Here is a 20,108-nt window from a genome sequence, read left to right as displayed (position 1 = left end):
GCGACGAGGAGGGGACTGGCTATGCAAAGATAATTCCGAACCATGCTCGAGACGCCACTCTTCGGCCGCTATCAAGGCGAGAATAAGCGGCTGGTGTTCACCGCGCCGGCGCCGTACCACGCCCTGATCCGCCTGACCGCGCTCACTGGAGCCGGCATGATCGTTGCCCCCATGCTCCCCGTCGAGCTCCCCTTCTACCCTCAGTGGTGGCTGATGATCGGAACCCTGCTAATCGGGGCGGCGGTCTTGGCGGCGTTTTCCCTCCAAACGATCGTGTTCAACCTGCGGGAGCGGGTCTACCACCGGCGGCACGGACCCGGGTTCTTCCCCACGTTCACGCGGGGAAAGATCGACGCGATCGACGCCCTGGTCGTGGTCGCCGAGGCGTGTCCCGGTTCTTTCCCTCCGGTGGTGACCTTCCACATGGTCCTCCACTGGAAAGGGAACGCGGAGCCGATCATGGTCGTTCAACGCGAGAGCCGACCACTCGGCCAGCCGCTCAACGCGCAGGCCGGCCCTTTCCTACAGCTCGGGGCGCGCTACGCCCAGTCCCTCGGGATCAAGTTCTTTGACAATTCCTACTATCCAAGCCCCTGCCCCGTTCCTATCTGGCGGTAGCGGTTGGCTAGTTTTGAACCTCCGGTCCCCTTTGCGCCTTCGCGCCTTTGCGTGCCCCTCCCGTCGCGCCGGACAAGGTCCAGCTCCGACGCCGTGAGACAGACCGATCACAACGGGCATCGCGAGCCCGGAGGGCTCTTCAGAAAATAGCCGCGGGTCGAAGACTCGGGGGAAGGGCACCAGCCCTCCCCGACCCCGATAGGCGGTCGCAAGACCTACCGCATGACTGGAATGGATGGTGACCAGTCCATCCTCACCACAAATCTGCTTTCGCGTCTCCCACAGACTCCCCTCGTGGAGAGCTGGGCTGATGTCGCCACTTTCAGGGCTCGGGCATTGGTCGGCCTTTACCAGGGTTCCGCTTCGCTGCACCCTTAGCTTTGAGATACCGCCTCTCCGAGGCTGGCTTCTGATGATCGATTGGCGGCATCCTCGATCGCTACTCCCCGGTTCGCTTATCCGTTCAATGCGAGTTCGCACATCAGCTCGACTCCGACCGGGATAGCCGCGTCGTTGAAGTCGAACCGGGGGGAGTGCAGGTTCGGGTAGGTCGTTTGCTCTGGGGAGCGGAGGCCGAGGAAATAGAAGCAAGCAGGCACTTCCCGGCCGTAGAAGCTGAAATCCTCGGCGCCCATCGATGGAGCGGCTTCCTCGTGAACGAACTGAGAGCCCAGCGTCGCCCGCGCCACTTCACGGAACCTGTCGGTCGGCTCCGTGTGGTTGAACGTCACCGGATACGAACCTAAGAACTCGGCTTCGCCTTGCGCGCCGAACGCCGCCGCGACATTTCGGACGATCTCCACGATCCTCGACTTGACCAGCGCGAAGGTTGAGTCTTGCAGAGTACGAACCGTACCGGAAAGGTGAGCCTTCTCGGGGATCACGTTGTGCGCCAAGCCCGCCTCAACTTTGCCAATCGTCACCACGACCGAATCAAGTGGATCGACCGAGCGCGAGGCAATGGTTTGGAGCGCAGTAATCACATGGGAAGCAACTACGATCGGGTCGATTCCTAGATGCGGGTACGCCGCATGGCTCCCCTTCCCGCTGATCGTGATGTGCAGCTCCGTGGCCGAGGCCATCAAAGGGCCGTTTCGAGTGCTGACGTGACCTAGCTCGATCCAAGGGTTGCCGTGAAGGCCGTAAATCACATCGGCGGTTTTCCCCATCAGCCGGCCGTTCAAAACCCCCTCTTTGCACATCCGGTCGCCTCCCGCGCCTCCTTCCTCAGCGGGCTGGAAGACGAAGAGGACGTTATTCGGCCGTTCGGGCATCTGACTTAGGGCGCGAGCCGTAGCCATCAAGATCGTCGTGTGCCCATCGTGGCCGCACGCGTGCATCACGCCTCGGTTCGTCGATTGGTACTCGGCGCCGGTCTCTTCCACGATCGGCAAGGCGTCCATGTCCGCACGCAACGCGATGGTGCGAGCCCCTTCGGGGTTGGTGGTCGCGGGAAGGTAACCCAACACCCCGGTACCTCCGGCCAAATTCCCACAGAGGTCGATCTTTTGGCTTTCCAGGTGGTTGCGTACGACTCCGCTCGTCCGAGTTTCGGCGTAGCCGAGCTCGGGGTGTCGGTGGAGGTCGTGACGAATCTCAACGTCGAGAGAGTGCGAGGCATCGATGGCAGCGCGCAGTAGACCCACGCAATCGAGGGTACCGGAACCACACGAGACGCGCAAGAGCGCGGTCCTTAAGACATACCGAAACCGGCATCGATCGGCTCGGATTCCGGCGTGGTCGGAGCTTGATCGTTGCCAGGCGCGGGCGTTGTCGGCGGGGCAATCGTAGCCGGCTTCTGCGACGGGATCGGAGCCGCCCCCGTACCGACGGCAATGATGGTAGGATCGCCGCCATATCGGCTAAATCCGATCCGCTCTCGCCGGACGAGCTTCCCGTTCTCGTAGACGCAGCGATAGGTGGTAACGCTGTGCCCCGTGCTCCCCGGTTTCACGACTCGGGTGCGCCCGCTCGGAAGGCTGCTGTCGAAAACCCGTTCCGTACCGGCGGCCCAAGAACGGTGGCCCGTCTGGATCACTTTCACGGATACTCCGGGCTGCTTCGTGCCAAGAACGCGGAACGTCAGGCGACCTGGAACGTAGAGCGCGGATAGAGCGATCGGCGATTGGTAGGTGTTCTTGAACTCCAGGTCCAGGTTTCCGTAGTCGACGGTAGCATCTCGGCCCAGCGGTACGTACGGGACGGGGAGGGAGTGGTTCGATCGCCTTTGGATGGCCAGGTTCGCGAAGAGGGCGGAGTTAAAGAGGGTGGTGCTGACCTGGCAGATGCCGCCCCCGATACCGGTGTCGTGCTGCCCGTTCTTGTAAACGCCGGCCAACTTGAATCCCGCGCGCAAAGTCCGGCGGCCGACGACCGAATTGAAGCTAAACGTCTCGCCCGGCATCAGAACCACGCCGTCGATCTTCGAAGCGGCGAGCCGAATGTTCGACGAGCGGGGTCGGTTTCTCGCCGAAAAGCGGGTCGAAAACTCGGAGACGACCTCTTTGATCTTGCTGAGCTCGGCGTCCGGAATGTGCTTCGCGCCTTCGGTGAGCGGAATCTCCACGGTGTGATCGCCCATCACGGCGGCGGCGACTCGGGCCGGCAAGGCGTTTGTATCGAGCGCCACGCCCGCGACTTCCGGGTGCCGCACGACCGCTCCCTTTACCCAGTGAACCGAAGCGGGCCGGTTCGGGCCGACCGACTGTCGAACCACCTTAGCCACCGCATCCAGCGATTCGCCGGTCGATTTGAAGATCGGCGCGTGCTGCTCCGGCGTGAAATCAGACTTAGTGACGACCGCCTTCGCGTCGCCGAGGAACGATTGAAGAGGCAACGACTTGACGGATGCCACGTCGTCCAACGTCAACCCAAGCTCGCCCGGCTTCATGGGCGGCAATTTCGTCTTACCGTTCGGCATCTTCAGGGTGAGCTTGTTCAGCTTCTCCCCTTCCCACCAAATTCTAAGAGTTCGGGAAGCTTCTTCCGGAGTCATTCCTCCGACGTCGACCGGACCGACTTTCGTGTTCGGCCGAATGGTGTCCTCATGCCGAGCGGCAGTGATGCAAAGGACCGAGGTAGTTCCACCGATGGCCAAAACGAGGCCGAAGACAAGCTTGTTCATTTCCTATGCGGGCGGCAAAAGCCCAACCGATCCTTCCTGATAATTATGGCAGCGTTCGATGCTTAGCGACGGATAAAGATAGGTCTAAGTTCCGACAAATCTAGACGAAACCGAACGGATGGACACTGTGGGAGTACGTCGAGCCGACGAGGACGGCATGCTCTGGCCGCGAGCTAGGTAATCTCTCGCAATGAACGACGCTTATGTCGGCATCCTCGTGCTGATGGGCGTGGCCGCGGCTCTGGCCGGCGTGTTGGTAACCGCCAGTTGGATCCTTGGCCCGAAGAAACAGACGCCCTATAAGTCGGCGCCGTATGAATGCGGCGTGGCTCCGGTCGGGGATGCGCACGAGCGGTTTCCGATCAAGTTTTACTTGGTGGCGATCGTCTTCATCCTGTTCGACATCGAAGCCGTGTTCCTCTGGGGGTTCTACACGGCCTACAAGAACGCTCCCGCGAACGATAATCAGTTCGTCATCTACGCCTTCTTCGAGTTCCTGACCTACATGGCGACCTGGATTCTCGGATACGTGTATGCGATCCGGGTCGGGGCGATCGATTGGGATGAGTCGTCGACGCTCGCTCCGGAGAAGATGCTCTCGCGGCGGGGGACCACTACCACTGACGTCGCCGTCCCCGAATCGACCCTCGTGGGCGCTGGCGGAGGCACGAAGTAATGCCATATCCGATGGTGGGCGAAGAGCGACTAGAAGTCGTACGGATTCGCGAACAGTTCGGCGAAGCGCTGCTTAAGGTGAAGGAGTTCCGCGGGGAAACCTACTTGTGCGTCGACAAAGCTCGCCTGCCGGAGATCGCACGGTTTCTAAAAGAGGACCCCGAGCTTCAATACGAATACTTCGTCGAGTGCCTGGGCGTCGACTACAGCCAGTGGGAACAAGAGCGAGACTTTTCGGAGCGATTCGAGGTGGTCTACAACCTCATGTCGCTGAAGCATGCCGCGAGAATCTTCCTCAAGGTCGGCGTCGACGATGGACAGACGGTTCCCTCTTTAATCGAGCTCTTCCTAGGTGCAGAGTATCCCGAGCGCGAAGTTCAAGATCTGTACGGGATCGTTTTCGAGGGGAACCGGGCGCATCCAGGTGAGCGGTTCTTACTGCCCGACGACTGGATCGGCTTTCCGCTGCGGAAGGAATATCCGCTGGGCGGCGAGGACGTGCTGTTCGACCGGGGCCAAAGAGGCCCCGCCGTAGAAGACGTCTCGATGCCCCATGCCGGTGAGAGCTTCGAGGGCAAGACCGGCTCCGAAGACGTTAGCGGCCGCTAGGCCGGCCACAGCAAAAAGGAGAGCCCGGGAGCAACCGCTCCCGGGCTCTCCTTTTTGCCGTCTCAACGAAGTCGCACAGGCAATATTACTTAGCGCCAAAAACTCTATGAACTTTCCGAAAGCGTGGCCACGTCTCTGTTCCAGGCCGAGCAAGTTCGGCTTCCATTGAACCGATACTTAGCCAAAACGCGCACAGATAGCGCAAGATCGGCGTAGATTTCCTTACACTATCATTTTGTCGCGTGGTTGAGAAGTTCAGGGCTAAATCTTATGGTTAATCGTAAAGGCTTTACACTCATCGAGTTGCTTGTCGTCATCGCAATCATCGCGATTCTCGCGGCGATCCTCTTCCCCGTTTTCGCTCAGGCGAAAGACGCGGCCAAGAAGACGGCGAGCCTCAGCAACATCAAACAAATCAACACATCGACCCAGATCTACATGGGCGATTCCGACGACATCGTGCCCGTCGCGCTAGAGATCGAACCGCAGCCGAGCGGAACGGCCAAGTGGCACACCTGGGCGCAGACGACCGCGCCTTACCGAAAGAACTGGGCGATCATGTATTCGCCGGCGGGAGGCCCCCACGCTAACTCCGATTGGATGGTGATCTTCACCGACCCCAACCTTAACTGGGACGGCAACTGGCAGTATTTCGTACAGTACGGCTACAACGCCAGCTATATGAATCCGATGCCGGACTGCACCCCGGCCACGAATTCCGCATGGGGCGCTCCGATCTCCAGCAGCACCGCGGCTGCGCCGGCCGACACCGTGATGTTCACCGAGAGCGGCCAGGACGCTCCCCAAGACAACGTCGGTAGCTGGGTCGTCTACCCTCCGGGAGGCTTCAATGCCGACGACGTGTGCACCTACTCCGACTGGGGCAAAGCGACGGCGGCGTGGAACGGCATCCAGCCGTACGCGAACACCGAGAAGACTCAGGCCGGTCTCGTGCGGCCTCGTCACTCCGGCGGCGCGGGCGTCTCGTTCATGGATAGCCATGCGAAGTACATGAAGCTCGGCCAGTTGGCCAACGGAACCACCTGGCAACTTGGCCAAACCGAGGGTCAAGCCGTGATCGTCGATCGGTCCAAGTACGTCTGGGACCTTCAACAATGAGAAAGCTGGCTACATTCACCTCCGCGCTTCTGCTCGCCGCCGCCTTAGTCGGCTGCGGAAGCAGCGGCGAGTCGGAAGCCGATAAGAAACTGGATACCGCGGCGCCGACCGCTAACGTCCCGGTGCCCGAAAATGCCACCTCGGGAAGTCACCGCGCGAAGCCTCCCGGTGGCGGCCCCGGCGGGCCAGGCGGCCCTGCCGCCGCCGGCAAGTAGCGCCCAAACCGCCCGACCTCCCGGTCGGGCGATTTGTGTTTAGCGCACCGCCTTCCGCCTTCCGCCTTCGAAAGCCTTCCGCCCTCGAAAGGGGTACCCTCCCTTTCGGAGTCAAATGAGTTCCCAAACCTTCATGCCCTCGACGGAAACGGTCTTCCAGCGGACCGGCGAGAATACGATGATCGTGAATATGGGGCCGCAGCACCCCTCGACGCATGGCGTCTTGCGGGTCATCTGCGAGCTTGAGGGCGAGACGATCGTCAAGTGCAAATGCGTGATCGGCTACCTCCACACCGGCATGGAGAAGGAGGCCGAGTACCAGCAGTATCACAAGTGCGTGGTCATGACCGACCGCATGGACTACCTGAACGCGAACGGGAACAACCTTGCCCACGCGTTGGCGGTCGAAAAGCTGCTCGGGTGTGAAATCCCCAAGCGAGGACAATACCTGCGGGTTATCCTCGCGGAGCTGAGCCGCATCGCCTCCCATCTCGTTTGGTTGGGAACCCACGGGCTCGACCTCGGGGCCATGACCCCCTACTTCTATGTGATGCAGCAGCGCGAGCTCATTCTCGACATGTTCGAAATGTTCTCGGGCGTACGCATGATGCCGAGCTGGATCGTCCCCGGTGGCCTTCGCGGCGATATGCCCGCCGGATTCGAGGCTCGGCTCCGATCCTTCCTCGATGGGTTCCTTCCCGAACTTCAGGTTGTAGAGGATCTGCTCGTCGAAAACCCGATCTGGAAGGAGAGGACGATCGACGTCGGAATATTAAGCGCAGCGGACGCGCTTAACCTTGGCGCCTCGGGACCGATCGCCCGGGCCAGCGGCGTTCCGTTCGATTTGCGAAAGAGCAATCCTTACTCCAGCTACGAGGATTTCGAATTCGGAATCCCTACCGGGACCCGCGGCGACGTTTACGACCGGTTCCTCGTGCGAATCTCGGAGATGCGGGAGAGTTGCAAGATCCTGCGCCAAGCGATCGACGGACTGCCGGAGGGGGCCTGGAGCACTTCCGACCGCAAGATCGCCCCGCCTCCCCGCAAAGAGCTCGATACCTCGATGGAGTCGCTGATCCACCACTTCAAGCTGTTTACGGAAGGATTCCACCCGCCGGTGGGCGAAGCATACGCAGCCGTCGAAGGTTCCAAGGGAGAGTTGGGCTTCTACATCGTGAGCGACGGTAGCAACCGTCCCTACCGCTGGCACGAGCGCCCGAGCAGCTTCATGAACCTGAAGTGCCTTGAGGTTCTCGCCGTCGGAAGGCTGATCGCCGACGTTGTCGCGGTCATTGGCTCGATCGACATCGTGCTGGGCGAGATCGATCGGTAGTAGCGATTCTTGCCGATTTTTCCGCTGTCGATTCGAAAGCAAAATACGGTGTACCTTCCACTATTAAAAAAGTTCCCGCAAGCTCCTGCCGTCGACAGGTGATTGCAATGAAAATTCATGTAGGATCCGGGCTTCCGATCTGTCTAGGTTCAAATTGAGGAAAATCGACCACGGCGATTGCTCGTTCTGTCCACGCCGCGAACGATCCCTAGCCAAATTACCGTCGCCTCAGTAGATCCGGAGCAACTATCGAGGCAACGGGGCCAAAGCGGCGATTCGTATATCGGGCCAGAAATGCGCTCCCGAACCCCTTGCCACGCATTTCGAACTGGTATATAGTGTTACTTGGACTATGCGTCTTTTATTAAGGCCCGGCGTCCGTCTTCATCCTTTCTATATCCATTCCGTTTCGGAAGTTCATAACCATGAAGAAAGCATTTACGCTCATCGAGCTTCTCGTCGTAATCGCGATCATCGCGATTCTCGCCGCCATCCTCTTCCCTGTTTTTGCCCAGGCTAAGGAAGCCGCTAAGAAGACCCAGTCTCTCAGCAATCTTAAGCAGTTCGGAACCGCCACCGCAATCTACGAGGGCGACTCCGACGATCAGTTCCCGATGGCGATGTCTCGCCGTGCCGCTGGAACCTGGCGCTACACCACCGTTCACCCGACGCCGTACAACGTTATCAACACCGGCGGTTGGGACGCTCCCGACATCATGGCTCAGACCCAGTGCCAGTGGGCGAACTCGATCCAGCCGTACATCAAGAACTTCGGCATGTACGAGCAGCCGGCGCAGAACAAGAATGCGTTCGACACCTCCTTCACCCCGGGCGTGACGCCTGCGGTCGTCGGAGTGGCGTTCAATGGCCTTCTGCACACCCTGAGCTCGTCCGAGATCACCTCCCCGTCGGTTGCGGTCATGTACTGGCCGGGCAACGGAACCGCCTCCTTCAACGGTCGTTCCGCCGCTAACCCAACCCTCGCCTGCACCGGCACCGACGACTGCCGATTCAACCCGACCGCGTTCCCACAGGCTTCGCTCAGCTCGAGCACCGGATTCGCTTCGGCTTCCTTCTGGAACTTCGGCGCCAGCGCATGGCTCTACTCGAAGGGCGGTCCTATCGTTCGAACCGACACCTCGGCGAAGTTCCAGCGCATGGGTACGTCGACCAACTCGGCTACTCCGGCTGAGGCGTACACCGACCCGTGGCGGTACGTTAGCGCCACCGGCGTGCCTTCGAGCTACACCGGCTGCAACAGCGGCGTTCGCGGCGTTGGTGGCCCGACCGCCGTCTACTACCACTGCTACTTCCGACCGGATCGCGAGCAGTAAGCACACCCGTGCCCATCATTCGGGTTTCCATGCCATCCGCATGGGAACCCGAGACTATTATTAAGCCTATGAAAAAGATCTTTGCACTAACGATCGTCGCCGCCACGGTATTCGTCATCTCCGGATGCTCGAAGAAAGAAGAGGATGCCGCCCCGACCGTAACGAATACTCCCGCTCCCCAGGGTTCCCAGGTAGGCGATCAGAAACCGGCCCAAAATGCCACTAATCCTTAGTCGGCAGCGCGGCAGGGTCGGCCACCTGGTAAGTGGCCGCACCCAGTTCGCGTTGGCGAGTAACTTGCTCGCCCTCTTCTGCCTCGGCGGATGCGGGGCGTCGACACCGACGGCGCCGCCTCACAAAGCTCCCGAAGGACAGTTCTTCCGGTTTGTGAACGCGACGGCAGACAACCTGGTGATCGCGTTCGACAAGTTGCCGGTCCAAAACCCCTACACGCCGGCGTATAGCCCGTGTTCCTTCCGGAAAGGCGCTCCTCGCGAGCACCACGTGACCATCAGCTCTGAGGATGGCAAGGTTATGTCCGAGAAGGTCGTGAAATTCACGCCGGGCGCTCTGGTCACCTATGTGGTTACCAAGTCGGGCGGAAACGTGGAAATGACTCCTTTCGACGGGGAGCGTAGGTCCAATCCGGCCAATGGATCGGAACTGCGGGTCATCGGTACCGCGGAAGACCTTTCCATTCCCCTTTCCCTACGCGAAGCCGGCTCCAAAACTGCTCAGCCGCTCAAACCCGCGGTGAATCAGATCAAGAGCGGATCGTACGACGTTGTCGTGGGTGACAAAATCTTGGCAAAGGCCGAGATGGAGCCCCGAATCGCCTATTCGGTCCTCGTGTTCAAGCATGGCGCCAAACCCGATGTATTGATTCTCCGGAATAGCCCGGAGCCGATGCAGATGGCCTCAGCGGACGTTTCCAAATCCGGAGGCTAAACAGAGCCCTCGGATTCTAGTAAATGAGGACCGGTCTCGACCGGCCCTCATTTGCGCCTTTTAAATGCGCGGTATCCTCCAAGGGAAAGAATGAGCGAACTCCTCCAGCTTGGAAGCCCGAATCAGCGCCCTCGTCCGCCTCGAATCGAGGAGCTCGACCTGCGGTTCTCGGAGGCCGCCATCGCTGAGCTCGAAGCGTTGAGAAGGCATTATCCAGAGGAGAAGGCGTGTATCCTTCCCTGCCTTTGGATCGCCCAGCGCGAGTACGGCGGACACCTCACTGGAGACGCCATCGCCGAAGTCGCCTTTCGACTCCATCGAAGCTATGCCGAAATCGAAGGCGTCGCCACGTTTTACTCCCTCTACAATACGGTGCACGAGCCAGGCCGGCATAAGCTGGAACTCTGTACGTGCCTTACCTGCCACGTCAACGGAACCTGGGAGCTGCGAGATTACGTCCGACGCAAGCTCGGCATCGGGCATGGCGAAACGACCGACGACGGCGTGTTCACCTTTGAAGAGGTCGAGTGTCTCAATGCCTGCGATCGAGCTCCAGTCGTGCAAGTGGGAGACGAATATTTCGGCCCAATGACCGAGGCCTCACTGGATGAGCTGATCGAACGGCTTCGAAAGACACCGGAGTCGACCGTCGTTCAATACGCTCGGTCGGTTGTAAACGTCCATCTCCGCAAGGAGGAGAGGCCGACGAGTCCGGCGGAGGCGTGAACCCACTCCTCGACCTGCTGCATCCCTACCCTTTCGAGCGGCTGCGCGTCCTCTTGGAAGGTGCCAGACCTCCGGAGGGGTTGAGACCGCTCAATCTCGGAATCGGAGAGCCGCAGCATCCAACGCCACCTGTCATCGCCGACTCCCTCGTCCAAAACCTGCACCTGCTCGGCAAATATCCGCCGACCGCGGGCACGGTCGAGCTTCGCAGTGCCATTTCCGAATGGATTGGCCGGCGATACGCGATTCCCTGCCCAGACCCGATAGACCAGGTAATCCCGGTCGCGGGGACGCGCGAGGCGCTTTTCGCCCTCGCTCAAGCCGTCTTGGATCCCGCCGAGCGCGCGGCGGTTCTCTTACCGAATCCGTTCTATCAAATCTACGAAGGGGCCGCGCTGCTGGCGGGGGCCGAGCCTGTGTACGTGCCGACGCCAAAGGAGCAGGGATACCTTCCGGACTGGGGAGCCGTTTCGGCGGAGATTTGGCCGCGGGTAAAGCTAGCCTTCGTTTGCTCGCCCGGCAATCCGACGGGAGCCGTCATGACTCTGGAAGACTGGAAGCGGGTGTTCGAGCTTGCCGACCGGTACGGGTTCGTGGTGGCCGCCGACGAGTGCTATTCGGAGATCTACAACGGCGATCCTCCTTGTGGATCTCTGCAAGCTTCGATCGCACTAGGGCGAGGACTGGAACGGGTGGTGTCGCTGAACTCATTATCCAAGCGCTCGAGCGCTCCGGGGTTGCGTTCCGGATTCGCGGCCGGCGATGCCGACATCATCAAGCCGTTTCTGCTGTACCGCACCTATCACGGCGCCGCGCCCAGCTCGCTTACGCAGGTTGCCAGCGTTGAGGCATGGCAAGACGAAACGCATGTCGTAGAAAATCGGGAGAAGTACCGGGAGAAATTCCGGATCGCGGCCGAACTGTTTGGCCCGGGTCTGCAGATCCCAAGCGGCGGCTTTTTCCTCTGGCTGCCCGTACCCAACGACGAGCAACAAGCACGGCGGCTCTTCGAGCAAGCATGGGTGACCACGTTGCCCGGCACCTATTTGGGCCGTGAGGTAAACGGCAAGAATCCTGGGCAGGGCTATTTGCGAGTGGCGCTGGTGCCGGATCTCGACGTGTGCCGCGAAGCACTCATCCGAATTCGCGAAACTTTGGAGACTCCTACTATTGGCTGACCTCATTCAAATCATCGAAGGAGCGTGGGAAGACCGCGCCAAGTTCTCGCCGTCCGACGTGCCCGCCGACGTACGGAGCGCCGTCAACGAAGCGCTCGCCGAGCTCGACTCCGGTCGTTTACGCGTGGCCGAGCAGATCGCCGGCGAATGGAAGACCCACCAGTGGCTCAAAAAAGCGGTTCTTCTCTCGTTCCGGCTCGAGGATAACCGGGAGATGTCCGCCGGCGACATCGGGTTTTGGGACAAGGTTCCGCTGAAGAAGCCAGACGGCAGCTACCGCGCGGTCCCACCTGCCACGGTTCGCCGAGGCGCCTTTATCGCTCGAAACGTGGTGCTCATGCCGAGCTACGTCAATATCGGCGCTTTCGTCGACGAAGGGACGATGGTGGACACCTGGGCCACCGTCGGATCGTGCGCTCAAGTGGGTAAAAACGTGCACCTGAGTGGCGGAGTAGGGCTGGGCGGCGTCTTAGAGCCGCTCCAGGCGAACCCGACCATCATCGAGGACGATTGCTTTATCGGCGCGCGTAGCGAAATTGTCGAAGGGGTCATCGTCGAGAAAGGGGCCGTCATCTCGATGGGCGTTTTCATCGGACAGAGCACGAAGATCTTCGATCGCGCGACGGGAGAGGTGCTTTATGGGCGCGTGCCCGCCGGCGCGGTGGTCGTGCCCGGCTCCCTGCCGAGCAAGGACGGGAGCCACAGCCTCTATGCCGCCGTAATCGTGAAGCGGGTAGACGCCCAAACCCGAGCCAAAACGAGCCTCAACGAGCTCCTCCGCGATTAACCAATGTCCGCCGTCCTCGAGCTCCTTCGCGACCTGATCTCCCGTCAAAGCGTCACTCCCAACGACGCCGGCTGCCAAGCCGTCGTCGGCGCGCGCCTGAGCGCCGCCGGTTTCCAGGTCGAGCATCTGCATTTCGAAGGGGTCGACAATCTTTGGGCGACGCATGGCGCCGGCGCGCCCCTTATCTGTCTGGCCGGCCATACCGACGTGGTACCGGCAGGCCCGATCGGCGCTTGGACGAGCGAACCTTTTTCGCCTACCGAACGTGGCGGTGAATTGGTGGGGCGCGGCGCCGTCGATATGAAGGGATCGGTCGCCGCCATGACGGTTGCCTTGGAACAGTTGGCGGCGGAGAGTCATCCAGGCACGATTGCGCTGCTTCTCACCAGCGACGAGGAGGGCCCGGGCATCGACGGTACCCGTCGTGTCCTAGACACTCTCGCCGAACGCGGCGTGTCGATCGACGACGCGATCGTAGGGGAGCCGACTTCGGAGCAGGTGTTCGGCGACGCCATAAAGGCCGGCCGGCGCGGATCGATGAACGGACGGCTCGTCGTTCGAGGCGTGCAAGGACATACCGCCTATCCCCAACTGGCGGATAATGCCGCTCATCGGCTCGCGCCGGTGCTCGGAGCTTTGGTGGCGGCCGATTGGGGGAAAGGAACCGCCGATTTTCCACCGACCACATTTCAGGTCAGCAACCTGGTTTGCGGCACGGGAGCAAGCAACGTGATTCCGGGAGAGGCCGAAGTCCGTTTCAACGTGCGGTTCGGAACCGATTGGACGGCAGAGCGAATTCAAGATCGGATCGCCCGTATCGCCCAGGAGAACGGCGTCGAGGAACCTGTCGAGTGGAACGTCTCCGCGCTCCCTTTTGTGACCCGCCCCGGCTCACTTCTCGCCGCGCTGGTTGGAGCGATCGAGTCGGTTACTGGAATAAAGCCCATATCTTCTACCGGCGGGGGAACCTCCGACGCGCGATTCTTCGCCGCGCATAAGATCCCTGTGGCCGAATTCGGACCGATCAACGCCACGATTCACGCCGCAAACGAGCGGATCGAGATCGATTGCCTCGATCCGCTCACGGAGATTTATCGGTTGGCGGTGCGGAACGCTCTCCGAGATAGGTGACCTTTTTCAATCGTGCCAATGGTGATGGCGGCGATGGTGGTGGTAATGGACTCGATGTCGATAGGTGGTTCGAGTGATCGTCTCGGTGCGGATGATCCGCATCGGCCGTCGGTCCCCTTGCCACTCCGGTTCTCCGGGCTTATGGTGGCGGGGAGTGATGTGAGCGGCCGTGCCGTGAACCTGCCGATCGAACCAGTGGGCGATGGTTTGGGCCGGAGCCGAAATCGCCGTAAGGAGACCACCTAGGACGATTGCCATTCGAAGTTGCTTGTTCATGTTAACTTCTCCCTGCTCGCAAGCGAGTCTTATGAATGTGGGACTCGCCCTGCGCCCACTCGGTTTCGAACGGCCCATCTTCCCCCGGTTATTGCTAACCTAAAGTGGCACGAGCGGCTCGCCCGTGGGTATCAGGGGCGGCCCGCCCTGATATTTGGCCCAACAACCCATCAAAAGGGCTTGGAAAGAGAGTCCCGTGATCTCCACGCGGATTTCATCTTGCCAAAACGACTATTTCCGGTACGGGGCACATAAAGGATCGCCGACGACGATATCTTCCCAACCGACGAACCGGGACGCCGCGTAGAAGCTCTCCGCCAGAGTCCAGCCGCTAGTGTAGCGGTCGAACAAAATGGTGGGCGAAGCGACCGCTTGGAGCAGCGGTTCGTCGCAATACCCCTTGACCCCGGTCACCCGGCCAGAAATCAGATCGGCGATCAGCGACTGCCCGCCGGTCGTGGGCAGAAACGTTCTAGCGCTGGTGGACACGGCGGTTTCCGCAATCGCTCCGGGCGCAAACCTAAGCAACTTGTAATCTGCGGCGACGAACTTCGGATCGTTGCTCCCCCACGAGCAGTACCCCATCAAGTCCGATTTCTTGCCAATGAACACGTCGGTCCGATCGAGAATCGTCGGCACTGACTTCTTCTCCAAGATCCCAGCGGCATTGACCATATCGGCGTCGTATTCGTTGTACGACATCTCGTTGATCATGTGAGAGTCGAGCTTTCCATCCTTAATCGCGGAAAGCGGTTGCTTGGTTACATCGCCGAGGCCGTGCGAAAGGGCGGTGTCCAACAAGATCGAGCCGCTTGGACGGGTCCGCTCGCTCTGAAAAGCATACGTCGTCAATAAGCGCGCCTCGTCGATCGTGTAGGCATCCAAGCGCGTGACCAGGTAGCCGCCGAACTTGGCGTGAGTAAATCGCTCGCTCGAGTTCCAAAACCGGTTCGCCCAGGCCTTCCCGGTAAAGCCGCTGTCGTTAAGCACGACCGGGATGACGTCCTTCCGCTCGGCATAACCGAACGCCGCAATGTAAGAATCGACGGACGGCTGGTTGTTTCCGACCCCGGTCGAGGCGCCGGTAATCCGAATCGGGATCCCTTTGGTGAGGACGACGAAATCGATCTTCGGATGCTTGACAAGGTACGCCTTCAGCGGCGTTTCTATTGCGCCCGCAAAATCCGCGTAGGCGATCGTCTCGCCGGTGGGCGAGAGAGCGGAGTCGGCGCACTTGATCTTAAGGAGATTCTTCACCCCTCGCCGCTTGGCGTAATCTTCCGCGATCTCCACCGAAGCCGGACTCCCCGCATTCTCGACCACAACCACCCGATCAGCCAGCGAAGCCGCCGCCAAGCAATGGGAAGCGGCCACCAACAACAACGAAAGCATTCCCGCAGAATACCGATCCAAGTTAGAAGGACCGCCGGTCTCCAGACCGGCTTCCCCCCATGCAGCCGGGAGCGCGGACGTATCGTCCGCCGCCCGCAAAGCGGGCACTTGAATTACAAAATCAGCACCAATCGCCCCGCCCGGCACTACAACCCAAAACGCCGCCGATACTCATGAGGCCCGACACCAAAGGTGTCTTGGTGACTCGACGAAAAGCGAGACAACGAGCCAAATCCGGACTGAGATGCCACCGTTTTAAGCGGAAGGTCGGTAGTGACGAGGAGAAACCGGGCTCGTTCGAGGCGGGATCTGGAAAGCTCGCCGAGAATCGATCGGCCGACTTGAGATTGGAAACGCCTTTCCAGCGTTCGACGCCCCGCTCGCACATGCGACACGACCTCCTCGACGCCGATTCCCTTACACGAGTGCTCCTGGATAAAGCGCATCGCCTCCGCGACAAGCGGATCGGGATAAACGACCGCGTCGGTGGACCGGCGAGTCACGACTCCGACCGGTGGCAACCTCACCGGATACTCCGGGGGACCGAATCCGCCCAGCAGACGATCGAGCAGCAACGCCCCTTCGTATCCAAGCCGCCGTGCCGGAGTGGCAATGCTCGACAGGGGCGGGTAACCGAGCCCGCATAGGTACGGATCGTCGTCCACCCCAAGAAGCGCGACGTCGCGCGGGATCTCGATGCCGCCCGCGTGGCAAGCCTCGCTCACCAGGAGCGCCCGCTCATCGTTGTCGGCAAACACGGCGACCGGCTTGGGCAACGTTTGAATCCAAGCGACGAGTTCGCCGTCGATCCCTCCGATCGTGGAGCCGCGAGCGGTTGGAAACCGCTCCGGGTCGGCGGCAAAGGAACGCGCGGTGTACCCGGCTTCTTGCAAGACACCGTCGTACCCGCGCTTCCGAGCCGTCGCGAACGCGAGATGTGGATCGCCGATAAAAGCAAACTGGTCAAATCCGAGCGCCAAAAGGTTCTCCGCCGCCATTCGCCCAATCGCCACGTCGTTCAACCCAACCCGAGGCCAATCCGCGCCTTCCACCCAGGCGGCGACGTCGACGAAAGGTACGCCAAGCCCCCGCACCGCTTCCGCGATCGCATCATCGCCCAGGAAAGCGATGATGCCGTCCGGTTCCCACCGCGCGACAATCGGGACCAGTTCCGGCCTAGGCTCGATGAAGTGGCAGACCCATCCGCGCGAGGGGCCGGCGAAGTCGCGCACCCCAGTGAGGACCTCGTGGTTGAAGCCGACCAGTCGCTCCATGAGGAGAGCGATTCTTCGGGCGCGCATACCGGCAATTCTACGATTGTCGTGAAACAGAAATCCACTGTCGCGTTACGAAACTAGTAGCATCGTTCATGAGCGCCAGTTTGTTACTCTGATGCGTCGGCCAATGAAGGACGACAAGGAGGGGCAATGATCGTCCCAATTCGGAAAGGTGTCAAGTTAGGCCGTAGCCTCAGAACGTTAGCCGCCATCGCGGGCGCTTTCGTCATCGCCCAAACCGCCAGCGCGGGGGTGCTTCTACAAGGATTTTATTGGGACGTTCCGTCTCCCGCCGCCGGCAGTGGTTCGGCTCCCTGGTGGTGGGACAAGCTTGCCGGACAGGCGAACTCTTTGAAGCTGAGCGGATTCACTGCCGTCTGGATTCCCCCGGTTCTCAAGGGCGCGGCGGGCGGCTACTCGGTCGGGTACGACCCGTTCGACGATTACGACATCGGCTCCAAGAGTCAGCAAGGGACGATTCCCACCCGCTACGGCACCCGCGAGCAGCTCGAGCGTTGCTGCGCCATGCTCCGGGCGAACTCGCTCGACATCTATTGCGACATCGTCGACAACCACCGGAACGGCGATCCCGGCAACTATCAGTTTTCTTATCTCGATGCCTACGGCGTCGCCAATGGCGGACGGTTCGGCAAGGGCCAGTGGGACTTCCATCCGAATGTAAGCCAAGACCCGAACGTGCCGGTCGGCGCTTCGGAAGATTTCAACGCCTTTGGACGCGACCTCGCCCCGATCAACGGCCCCTCCAATTGGATCTTTAACGGCCTGAATAGCAGCGGCGACTGGGTGACCAAGGCGCTCGACCTACAGGGGTACCGGCTCGACTACGTCAAAGGGATCTCCACGAACTGGCTCTCCAGCTTCCTGAACTACGGAGCGATGTCGGGCAAGTTCGCCGTCGGCGAGTACTTCGACTCCAACCTCGGAAGCATCCAGTATTGGATCTCCACGATGATGGGCAACCGCGCGAGCGCGTTCGACTTCCCGCTCCGCGATCAGCTGAAAGGGATGTGCAACTCGCCCGGCTCCTTCAACATGGCGAACCTGGACCATGCCGGCCTTGCCGGCGTTGACCCCGCCCACGCGGTGACCTTCGTCGAGAATCACGACACCGACCGATCGGACGCGATCTTCCAGAACAAGGCGCTCGCCTACGCTTACATCCTCACCTCCGAGGGTTACCCGAGTGTGTTCTATAAGGACTACAGCACCGACGCCGGCTGTTACGGCATGAAGCCGACGATCGACAATCTGATGTGGGTCCACGAGAAGCTGGCGAGCGGTACCACCACTCAGCGATATAAGAACAACCTCGTGTTCGTGTACGAGCGGAACGGCGGGCAGCACCTGCTGGTCGGTCTGAACAACAACACCGGCTTTGGCTATAACCTGACTTGCGCCACCGGTTTCGGAGCGAACCGGCAGCTGCACGACTACACCGGACACGCCCCCGACGTGTGGACGGACGGCAGCGGCAACGTGTCGCTCAGCCTCCCGACCGCCACGAATGGAATGGGCTACGTCGCGTACGCTCCCGTCGGCATCGGAGGCTCGTTCACCGCGTCTCAGCTTTCGACGACCCAAGAGTACGCCGGAGCAACCGACCTCGATATCAAGCCGGCCGACAACACCGCGCTCGTCCAGGTCTGCCGCATCAACGTCGCCGCCGGCAAATCGATCTCCGGCGCCCTCTACTTCACCACCACGAGCTGGACCGCCTCCACGAACATCTACCTAGAGCTCGACAACCCGTCCGGCGGAATCGTGACGACAAAGACGTACACGACCGGAACCGCCCAGGGAGCCGCCCTGACGGCAACCGCGTCCACCGCCGGCTGGTACACGTTCAAAATCCGCTCCAACAACACCCCAGCCGGAAACCTAAAGCCCACATACTGGCTCCGCGCCACCTACACCGCCCCCCAAACCTAGTCCTCCGGAGCCCCCTCCTCGTCGATGTTCGTGCGATGAGGAGGGGGTTGGGGGTGGAGAATTCCGGTCCGGAAGGACCGTACACTGGAATCACACGACCAGGATGGTCGCGATACACATGGGCTGGAAGCCCATGCCACGCCGCCAACATACACGGTCGACGGCCGCAACGATCCCACGTGGTACGGGATCTCGCGCCAATCCTGGCAATCCCAGATCGTGAAATCCGCCGACTTCCCCGCTTCGAGCGAACCTTTGTCGCGCTGGATGCCCAGAGCGCAAGCGGCGTTGAAGGTCGCCGCCGTTAACGCCTCCTCCGGCTTCAGCCGCATCTGAGTCGCGCAGAGCGACAAGACGAACGGCATCGACAAGGTAGGCGCCGACCCTGGATTGAAATCGGTCGCCACCACCAAAGGAAGCCCACGCTCCACCATCTCCCGCGCTAGCGGATATTTGCTTAACCCTAGGCAGTAAACCGAAGCAGGCAGTAAAACTGGGATTACTCCCGCGTCCGCCAACGCATTGATCCCGCCAATCCCCGTGTGCTCCAGGTGGTCGGCGGTGCGGACTCTAAGTTCGGCGGCGAGACGCGCGCCGCCAGAATCGCCGAACTGGTCGACATGCATTCGCGTTGCCAGTCCCAACTCCTGCGCCCGGCCAAGCAACCGGCGGGCCTGTCCCGCATCGAAGTAATCCTCCTCGACGAAGACGTCGCAAGCGACTGCAAGCCGTTCGTTCGCCACTCTTGGAAGCATCGCTTCCACTTGATCGACGTAACCGTCAGGATCCGCTTCGTGCTCCGGAGGAAAGGCATGGGCACCGAGATAGGTCGGAACGAACCCGATCGGCGTGATCTCTCCGAGCCGCCGAATCGCTCGCAGCATTCTCAGCTCCGTCTCTTTGTCTAACCCGTAGCCCGATTTAGCCTCGATCGTCGTCGTACCGTTCTCCAAGAAGAGGCGGGCATGCCGCTCACCTGCTTTGACGAGGGATTCTTCCGACGCCGCTCTCGTCTTAGCCACCGTCGATCGGATGCCGCCACCCGCGGCTGCGATTTCCTGGTAGGTTGCGCCGGACGAGCGGAGCGAGAAATCGTCGAGCCGGTCGCCGCCGAAGATCGGGTGAGTGTGAGCATCGACAAACCCCGGCAACACCACGCCACTGGTGGCATCCACCACCTCGTCGCCCGGCGTCACTCGCGCCAGCACCTGGTCGGACGTTCCTACAAACTCGATTTTTCCGCCACGACAAATCAAGCCACCGCCTCGGATGATCGAAAGGTCAGCCAGTTCGCCGCCCACCCGCGGCCTAGCCGGTCCGCGAAGGGTCACGAGCTGGCTCGCGCCGAAGACCGCCAACCTTGCCGACTTATTCACTTGCCTCCCCACCGCGATCCCTTAACGCGAAGCGTTGTAG

20 protein-coding genes are annotated in these 20,108 nt (G+C 60.9%); 14 read left to right on the top strand and 6 right to left on the bottom strand.

Features of this window, described 5'->3' with window-relative positions:
• Nucleotides 1-42: 42 nt before the first annotated feature.
• A complete protein-coding gene (locus tag OP10G_RS16875; protein WP_025229264.1) occupies nucleotides 43-618 on the top strand; it encodes a hypothetical protein in 576 nt (191 codons plus the stop codon).
• A gap of 455 nt (nucleotides 619-1,073) precedes the next feature.
• Here the strand turns inward: OP10G_RS16875 and OP10G_RS16870 are convergent, their stop codons facing one another.
• Entirely contained in the window at nucleotides 1,074-2,264 is a 1,191-nt protein-coding gene (locus OP10G_RS16870) for a M20 metallopeptidase family protein (protein ID WP_025229265.1), read from the bottom strand.
• A 47-nt stretch (nucleotides 2,265-2,311) separates the two neighbouring features.
• Nucleotides 2,312-3,742, bottom strand: a complete 1,431-nt coding sequence (locus OP10G_RS16865) for a VanW family protein (RefSeq protein WP_025229266.1) — start codon at nucleotides 3,740-3,742, stop codon at nucleotides 2,312-2,314.
• Between the two features lie 190 nt (nucleotides 3,743-3,932).
• Between OP10G_RS16865 and OP10G_RS16860 the strand changes: the two genes are divergently transcribed.
• The 12 genes from OP10G_RS16860 (at nucleotide 3,933) to dapE (ending at nucleotide 13,797) form a co-directional block, all read left to right on the top strand.
• On the top strand, nucleotides 3,933-4,418 hold the full coding sequence (locus OP10G_RS16860) for an NADH-quinone oxidoreductase subunit A (RefSeq protein WP_025229267.1): 486 nt from the start codon (nucleotides 3,933-3,935) through the stop codon (nucleotides 4,416-4,418).
• Complete coding sequence (locus OP10G_RS16855) at nucleotides 4,418-5,026, top strand: NADH-quinone oxidoreductase subunit C (protein WP_052547808.1); 609 nt, start codon at nucleotides 4,418-4,420, stop codon at nucleotides 5,024-5,026. Before OP10G_RS16860 ends, OP10G_RS16855 begins: the two co-directional genes overlap by 1 nt.
• 270 nt (nucleotides 5,027-5,296) lie before the next feature.
• Nucleotides 5,297-6,145, top strand: a complete 849-nt coding sequence (locus OP10G_RS16850; protein ID WP_025229269.1) for a prepilin-type N-terminal cleavage/methylation domain-containing protein — start codon at nucleotides 5,297-5,299, stop codon at nucleotides 6,143-6,145.
• Nucleotides 6,142-6,360, top strand: coding sequence for a hypothetical protein (locus tag OP10G_RS16845; protein WP_025229270.1), 219 nt, complete (start codon nucleotides 6,142-6,144; stop codon nucleotides 6,358-6,360). Before OP10G_RS16850 ends, OP10G_RS16845 begins: the two co-directional genes overlap by 4 nt.
• A gap of 115 nt (nucleotides 6,361-6,475) precedes the next feature.
• Nucleotides 6,476-7,693, top strand: a complete 1,218-nt coding sequence (gene nuoD, locus OP10G_RS16840) for an NADH dehydrogenase (quinone) subunit D (RefSeq protein ID WP_025229271.1) — start codon at nucleotides 6,476-6,478, stop codon at nucleotides 7,691-7,693.
• A gap of 425 nt (nucleotides 7,694-8,118) precedes the next feature.
• Complete coding sequence (locus OP10G_RS24870; protein ID WP_025229272.1) at nucleotides 8,119-9,027, top strand: prepilin-type N-terminal cleavage/methylation domain-containing protein; 909 nt, start codon at nucleotides 8,119-8,121, stop codon at nucleotides 9,025-9,027.
• Nucleotides 9,028-9,095: 68 nt separating this feature from the next.
• Nucleotides 9,096-9,260, top strand: coding sequence for a hypothetical protein (locus tag OP10G_RS26960; RefSeq protein ID WP_158409267.1), 165 nt, complete (start codon nucleotides 9,096-9,098; stop codon nucleotides 9,258-9,260).
• Nucleotides 9,244-9,975: a hypothetical protein gene (locus OP10G_RS16830; protein ID WP_144241205.1), complete on the top strand. Its 732-nt coding sequence runs from the start codon at nucleotides 9,244-9,246 to the stop codon at nucleotides 9,973-9,975. Before OP10G_RS26960 ends, OP10G_RS16830 begins: the two co-directional genes overlap by 17 nt.
• Nucleotides 9,976-10,065: 90 nt before the next feature.
• Complete coding sequence (locus OP10G_RS16825) at nucleotides 10,066-10,701, top strand: NADH-quinone oxidoreductase subunit NuoE family protein (RefSeq protein WP_025229274.1); 636 nt, start codon at nucleotides 10,066-10,068, stop codon at nucleotides 10,699-10,701.
• On the top strand, nucleotides 10,698-11,879 hold the full coding sequence (gene dapC / locus OP10G_RS16820) for a succinyldiaminopimelate transaminase (RefSeq protein ID WP_025229275.1): 1,182 nt from the start codon (nucleotides 10,698-10,700) through the stop codon (nucleotides 11,877-11,879). The genes OP10G_RS16825 and dapC overlap by 4 nt, the downstream gene beginning before the upstream one ends.
• The gene (dapD, locus tag OP10G_RS16815; protein WP_025229276.1) at nucleotides 11,872-12,666 is read left to right on the top strand and encodes a 2,3,4,5-tetrahydropyridine-2,6-dicarboxylate N-succinyltransferase; all 795 of its coding nucleotides are present in this window, start codon (nucleotides 11,872-11,874) and stop codon (nucleotides 12,664-12,666) included. Before dapC ends, dapD begins: the two co-directional genes overlap by 8 nt.
• 3 nt (nucleotides 12,667-12,669) lie before the next feature.
• Nucleotides 12,670-13,797, top strand: a complete 1,128-nt coding sequence (dapE, locus tag OP10G_RS16810; RefSeq protein WP_025229277.1) for a succinyl-diaminopimelate desuccinylase — start codon at nucleotides 12,670-12,672, stop codon at nucleotides 13,795-13,797.
• Between the two features lie 6 nt (nucleotides 13,798-13,803).
• Here dapE and OP10G_RS16805 read toward each other — a convergent pair whose 3' ends face one another.
• From OP10G_RS16805 to OP10G_RS16795, 3 genes are all read right to left on the bottom strand, one after another.
• Nucleotides 13,804-14,055 (bottom strand): hypothetical protein, encoded by a 252-nt coding sequence (locus OP10G_RS16805; RefSeq protein WP_144241204.1) that lies wholly within the window; start codon nucleotides 14,053-14,055, stop codon nucleotides 13,804-13,806.
• A 249-nt stretch (nucleotides 14,056-14,304) separates the two neighbouring features.
• Nucleotides 14,305-15,465 (bottom strand): TIGR03790 family protein, encoded by a 1,161-nt coding sequence (locus tag OP10G_RS16800; RefSeq protein ID WP_025229279.1) that lies wholly within the window; start codon nucleotides 15,463-15,465, stop codon nucleotides 14,305-14,307.
• A 146-nt stretch (nucleotides 15,466-15,611) separates the two neighbouring features.
• Nucleotides 15,612-16,766 (bottom strand): AraC family transcriptional regulator, encoded by a 1,155-nt coding sequence (locus OP10G_RS16795; RefSeq protein WP_025229280.1) that lies wholly within the window; start codon nucleotides 16,764-16,766, stop codon nucleotides 15,612-15,614.
• Nucleotides 16,767-16,892: 126 nt separating this feature from the next.
• On the opposite strand from OP10G_RS16795, the gene OP10G_RS16790 reads away from it, so the two are divergent.
• On the top strand, nucleotides 16,893-18,692 hold the full coding sequence (locus tag OP10G_RS16790; RefSeq protein ID WP_025229281.1) for an alpha-amylase family protein: 1,800 nt from the start codon (nucleotides 16,893-16,895) through the stop codon (nucleotides 18,690-18,692).
• On the opposite strand, the gene hutI is transcribed toward OP10G_RS16790, so the two are convergent.
• Nucleotides 18,689-20,068 carry an imidazolonepropionase gene (gene hutI, locus OP10G_RS16785; protein ID WP_158409266.1) on the bottom strand — a complete coding sequence of 460 codons (1,380 nt, stop codon included), beginning with the start codon at nucleotides 20,066-20,068 and terminating at the stop codon, nucleotides 18,689-18,691. The genes OP10G_RS16790 and hutI overlap by 4 nt on opposite strands.
• Between the last annotated feature and the right edge of the window lie 40 nt (nucleotides 20,069-20,108).

The sequence above is a fragment of the Fimbriimonas ginsengisoli Gsoil 348 genome (assembly GCF_000724625.1).
GTDB classification, from domain to species: Bacteria; Armatimonadota; Fimbriimonadia; order Fimbriimonadales; family Fimbriimonadaceae; genus Fimbriimonas; species Fimbriimonas ginsengisoli.
This window is presented reverse-complemented; position numbering and strand designations above follow the sequence as displayed.